Origin of the sequence: uncultured Methanobrevibacter sp. (genome assembly GCF_947169325.1) — an archaeon.
Taxonomy (GTDB): Archaea; Methanobacteriota; Methanobacteria; order Methanobacteriales; family Methanobacteriaceae; genus Methanocatella.
In genome coordinates this window covers 1-5046 of record NZ_CAMVPN010000121.1, presented here as the reverse complement: position 1 = coordinate 5046, position 5046 = coordinate 1, and the positions used below count along the sequence as shown (strand labels likewise).

The following is a 5046-nucleotide window of genomic DNA, read 5'->3' as shown; positions in this document are numbered from 1 at the left end:
ATGAAAATTGTAAGAACGACTTTAATTCCATTAAAGATAGCATAGACATTAATAAAAAGAACTATGCCTATTTAGGAAGGGTGATTAATTTTTTATTGCTTGGAGAATTCGGACCATCTTCTTTAAAATCATTGACTGGTGGAAAAATTAATTTTAATGATCCTAATAAAGAATTATTTGATTTTAAAATGGAATTTGAAAATGATGCAGTTAATTTGAATTTAAATGTAAATGAGATTGATGAACTTAAAATTAATAAAGTAATTTACATCGATAATATTCAAGTTTTAGGTTTTAAAATTCGAAATACTCCAAATGGAATTGTTATTAATAACAATTCTAGTCCTTATCATTCCATATCCCTAATAGAAAACTTAATTCAAGAACAGTCTTATAATTCAGTAGCATTGGAAGAAATCTATATTAAATATAAGAAAAAATTTGAAACTGAACTATATGATATGATTGGGGGTTTATTTGAATTTGACAATGAAAAAAACGAGTTTACTTTCAGAACAAACGGAGATATTTATGATGTAAGAAATATTGCTTCAGGATATAAACAAATGGGATTAATACAGTTATTACTCTCCAACAAATCAATATCTGAAGGAACATGGTTGATAATTGATGAACCTGAAGTAAATCTGCATCCAGGATTGCAAATAAAATTAGTTAAACTTTTGGTGGACATGGCTAAAGAACTAAATGTAAAAATTTATCTTAATTCACATAGTCCATTCATTATTGAAGCTATGGAAGTTTATTGCAAAAAAGAGAAAATGGATGATAACGTGAGTTTCTTTTTAACAAAACCTGTGGATGAAAACAAAAAGAAATTTAACATTAGTGAGATTGACATGGCCAATTTAAATGAGATTTATGAAAATTTAGCAGATCCATATCACATATTAAATTCTGTTAGATTTGAAACAGACTGGAAAGACGAATTTGAATAAGATGTGATGACTATGTATTCTGACGAACTTGAATTCCTTAAATTTATTAATTGGTTGCTTAATTTAGAAGAAGGCAAATATTATGAGAAAATTACTGACATCTCTTCATCTAAAGGTGAAAATCCAACATCCCTAGTCTAATCTGATGTTAAAATGTTAAATATAGAACAATTAATATTGGACCTATACGGACAAAAAGAATCTTCTGCAATCGTTGATGGAATTTATTTTACTTTCAACAAAAAGAACAAACTATCTTTATTCTTTATAGAATTTAAAGGAGACAAATTAGACAAAAAACCTTTGAAAAAATTCTTTAAAGAGAACATTTGCACATTAAAAGAGAATGCATGCGAAATTCAAAGAGGAGATTGCCCCATAAGCAATTTAAATCAAAACAATATTAAAAAAATATATACTCATTATGAGGATGAAATGGCAGTTCAATTAAAAATTAAACCCCTTGAAACTATTTTAATTGCAATTCCCACATTATTTAGAGAATTTAAGGGTTCAACAGACAAGTTAAATTCATTTTTAACAGAACATTATGCATGCCATGTTTATATCGTTTATGCGAATGATGCAAATAGTTCAAATACCCACATGACTGTAAAACAAGAAATTGAAAATAAATATTCATTATATCAAAAAAATGGAATAATTACCGATTATCAACCGATTCCAAATGACGATTTCATTGATAATTTTATTCCAAAAATTAATCTGTTCCCAATTCATTATTTAAACAATATTCTTGATATTGTTGATGATTTAAATGAAATTTCTTTATGTGAAAAGGATATTGACAAAGAAATTGACAAAAAAATTGAATCTGAAATCAATACTGAAGGCATGCCAATCAATCAAAATCAAAAAAAGAAATTGCATAAAGTCATTTATCATTTATGCAATTAATTTATTATTTTTAATTACACTCCGACTGAAATTTTGAAAAGAATTTCATTGGAAAACAGTAATTTGATATTAATAGTTAAAATAACAAAATTAAATATTCACTTAGAAATTTTGTGAGATAGTATGACACAACATGAAAATAAATATGTTATTACAAATGACTTATTGAAGTTCTTATTATACCAACTGAAGGAAAAAAACATTGCAATATCCCATTATAGACTTCAGAAAATGATTTTTAAAATTAAAAAAGAACTTGGATGCGACCATCCTTTGTATAAACAATTGCCATTTTACTGGGCTGAAGAAGGACCATTTTCAAGTGTTGTGGCACAAATATTTTCAAGATTAAAGAAAAATAACTGTTATCCATTCTCTACAAACTCATTTTTTTTAAATGATGAATCCTACATGTCATTTTCATCCAATAAGAACATAATTGAAGAATTTCCCGAAATTGAGAGAGAAATCCATAAAATTTTAAGCAATACAAATTCCTTTTTCAATAAGTTTGATGAAGACATCTTTATTGATTACGCCCCTTATCCGATAATGCATCCTTTCAAATACATATTATTTGATATAGCTAAGAATGAGGAGTTATTATATTCAATAACTCCTAAAAATTATCTGAATGTCTTTTACAACTGCTTATCAGGAATGACTAATGAGAAAATAGATGATGAATTTTTAGTCCTGTTTTCACGATTGTTTTCACGTTTGGAATTGATTGATAATGAAAATAAGTTTAGAGAATGCTGGCAATGCGTTAGAATCCCAATGGAATTATCATGGAGAACATTTGCAAGAGGAATCAGCATTAATTTCCATGATGATTTTTACAATAATATTATTCCCACCTGGGAACAGGACCATACTGAAAACATAAAGAGATTAACAAAATCAATCGAATTTGTTGAAGAAAAAACCGGCAATATCATCAATAGCTCTTCAAACAGGAATTCAATTCCTTTGAACAAAAGATGTTAACTGCCACAATTGGAAATTATTTGAAAAAAAGAGATTAAAAACTATAGTTTGATAGATATAACATATTAAACAGTATTAAAAAATAATTTTCAAGCATAATCCTTCGAAATTAAAAAACAAAAATTATTTATTAGATTATCGATAAACTTCTCCATGTGTTGCGAATATGAAATTTAGAAAAGAAATAATCATATTTTCATTGATAGCAATATTCATGCTAATGTCTGCCGTTAGCGCAGAAGACAATACTACAATTGACGATGGAGCCGTAACTTCCGATTTCATCGAATTAGACTCCAGTCAAGATAGCGTTAGCGAAGATTCCATTTTGGAAGATAGTGTTATTGACGATGATGATAAGAATATCTCAGAAGAGAATGTCAAACCGAATATCTCACCAGATAAATTTAATGGCAATGAAGCTGGTGCAGACCACGGTTTTAATGTCATAGGCAAAGGCAGTTCAGCTACTGCTGGCATTTCTTTTAACAAGGATTTTGCCATTCACAAATCATCCGCATATTCACAATCTCCAAAATATGACCTTGAAGATGGATTCAATGAACGTGACAGTGATGAAAAATTTTCTAATTTTCAATACCTGGACAATATGTGTCCTGAAGCTGTAAATGATATTCTTGATGACTTTACCGGCGAAGATTTCTCCTGGCAAGCCGACTCAGATTACAGCGAATATTTCGATTATCTGAAATTGGATTCAGTGAAAAACCTGATTGATGAAAGTGAAATCGGAGATGTTTTCAACGCCAACACCTATATTATTGATCTTAAGACCATTGACAATCTGAAAGATAACCTGATTGGTTTTATAGATGCCGGGGCGAAATATGCAAAGTCCAGCTTTATGAATTTAGTTGACATGAACGCATTTTTTGATATTTTCGATAAAATCATGAACATGCCAACCACTCATAACACAATGGCCACAATTCCATCGTCCAATAGTGATTCAACATTAAGAAACAGTAAATATTATTCAGATTACACTTTTTATCCGGATACTGATTCAATCATGAATTATTCTGATTTGGATGAGGATGAGGAATTAGACAGCAATGTTTCGGATATGGCGATCATTCACGACAACATTGAGTTAACAAAGCAAACATCCGATTTAAAAGCAATGCAGAGCGTTTATATTGATTCATATGATGGTATGAAGTCTGATTTGCAAATATCCGATGCTGGAGATTGCAGGCACGACACATCCAGCAATTGCGATGAGAGAATAGATATGCAAATCATTAAACTTAGCCAACAGGCCAATTGCCTATCATACAACATGTCCGAAGACATTCAGCATACATTTTATCATGTAATCGGATGCGAATGCACCAACACCAGCTTCACTAAACAGAATAACAGTTATGACAATCTACCTGAAGTCAGTGAATTTGATACCGTTACCAGCACCGAGAAAGAAGATAACCACGATTATGTTCTCTTTAAAAAACATAACGTTAATGCACCATTTATTGTAGAAAACACTTCAGTTTTCGCATTATTTGGCGTGATTAAAATCACAATCCCTTAAAAAAAACTTTAGGGATTTTCCCGCTTTTTTTACAATATTTAAAGTATATTAGAAATAATTTTTTAGCTTGAATCTTTATTTTTTATAAAAATAAATGCACTAAAAAATGGCTATTTTACTATTTAAAATAAAATCCTCCAAAGCTAAAAACATTATTTCAAGTTATTTAAGAGAATTCAAAATAAAAATTAAAATCGAGGTTAAAAATATGAAATTTAAAACAAAAATGATTATATTTTCATTGCTTGTCATGATGCTGTCAATTTCAGCAGCATATGCACAAGAAAATATACACGCAGATGAAAATGTTGCAATAGATAATGATTTAGAAAGTATCGATCAAATTGATGATTTGGATGATGACGACTGGGACGATGATTATGACGATTTAGATGACGAAGACTGGAACGAAGACATAGACGACACAGACTACGAAGATGACGAAACCGATGAAGAAGACTGGAACGACGAATGGGACGATACAGATTACGAAGACGACGAAACCGATTATGAAGACTGGGATGAAGACATAGACGACGACACCGACGAAGAAGACTGGAACGACGATTGGGACGATTCAGATTACGAAGACGACGACACCGATGAAGAAGACTGGAACGACGA

Annotated in this window: 6 protein-coding genes; all 6 read left to right on the top strand. The window is 30.2% G+C overall.

Translation table 11 applies throughout. From position 1 onward, the window contains the following. A partial coding sequence (locus Q0W26_RS11350) for an AAA family ATPase (protein WP_298525487.1) occupies positions 1-959 on the top strand: 959 nt, incomplete at its 5' end. Positions 960-971: 12 nt separating this feature from the next. Next, complete coding sequence (locus Q0W26_RS11345; RefSeq protein WP_298525485.1) at positions 972-1100, top strand: hypothetical protein; 129 nt, start codon at positions 972-974, stop codon at positions 1098-1100. 12 nt (positions 1101-1112) lie between these two features. Next, positions 1113-1877 (top strand): hypothetical protein, encoded by a 765-nt coding sequence (locus Q0W26_RS11340; RefSeq protein WP_298525482.1) that lies wholly within the window; start codon positions 1113-1115, stop codon positions 1875-1877. A 123-nt stretch (positions 1878-2000) separates the two neighbouring features. Beyond that, the gene (locus tag Q0W26_RS11335) at positions 2001-2867 is read left to right on the top strand and encodes a hypothetical protein (protein WP_298525480.1); all 867 of its coding nucleotides are present in this window, start codon (positions 2001-2003) and stop codon (positions 2865-2867) included. Positions 2868-3033: 166 nt separating this feature from the next. Further along, positions 3034-4422, top strand: a complete 1389-nt coding sequence (locus tag Q0W26_RS11330) for a hypothetical protein (protein ID WP_298525477.1) — start codon at positions 3034-3036, stop codon at positions 4420-4422. Positions 4423-4630: 208 nt separating this feature from the next. After that, positions 4631-5046, top strand: a 416-nt coding sequence (locus Q0W26_RS11325; RefSeq protein WP_298525475.1) for a hypothetical protein, incomplete at its 3' end; no start/stop codon positions are given.

Coding starts and splice junctions, on each gene's coding strand:
- Q0W26_RS11345 (WP_298525485.1), top strand. CDS start 972: ATGTATTCTGACGAACTTGAATTCCTTAAATTTATTAATTGGTTGCTT.
- Q0W26_RS11340 (WP_298525482.1), top strand. CDS start 1,113: ATGTTAAATATAGAACAATTAATATTGGACCTATACGGACAAAAAGAA.
- Q0W26_RS11335 (WP_298525480.1), top strand. CDS start 2,001: ATGACACAACATGAAAATAAATATGTTATTACAAATGACTTATTGAAG.
- Q0W26_RS11330 (WP_298525477.1), top strand. CDS start 3,034: ATGAAATTTAGAAAAGAAATAATCATATTTTCATTGATAGCAATATTC.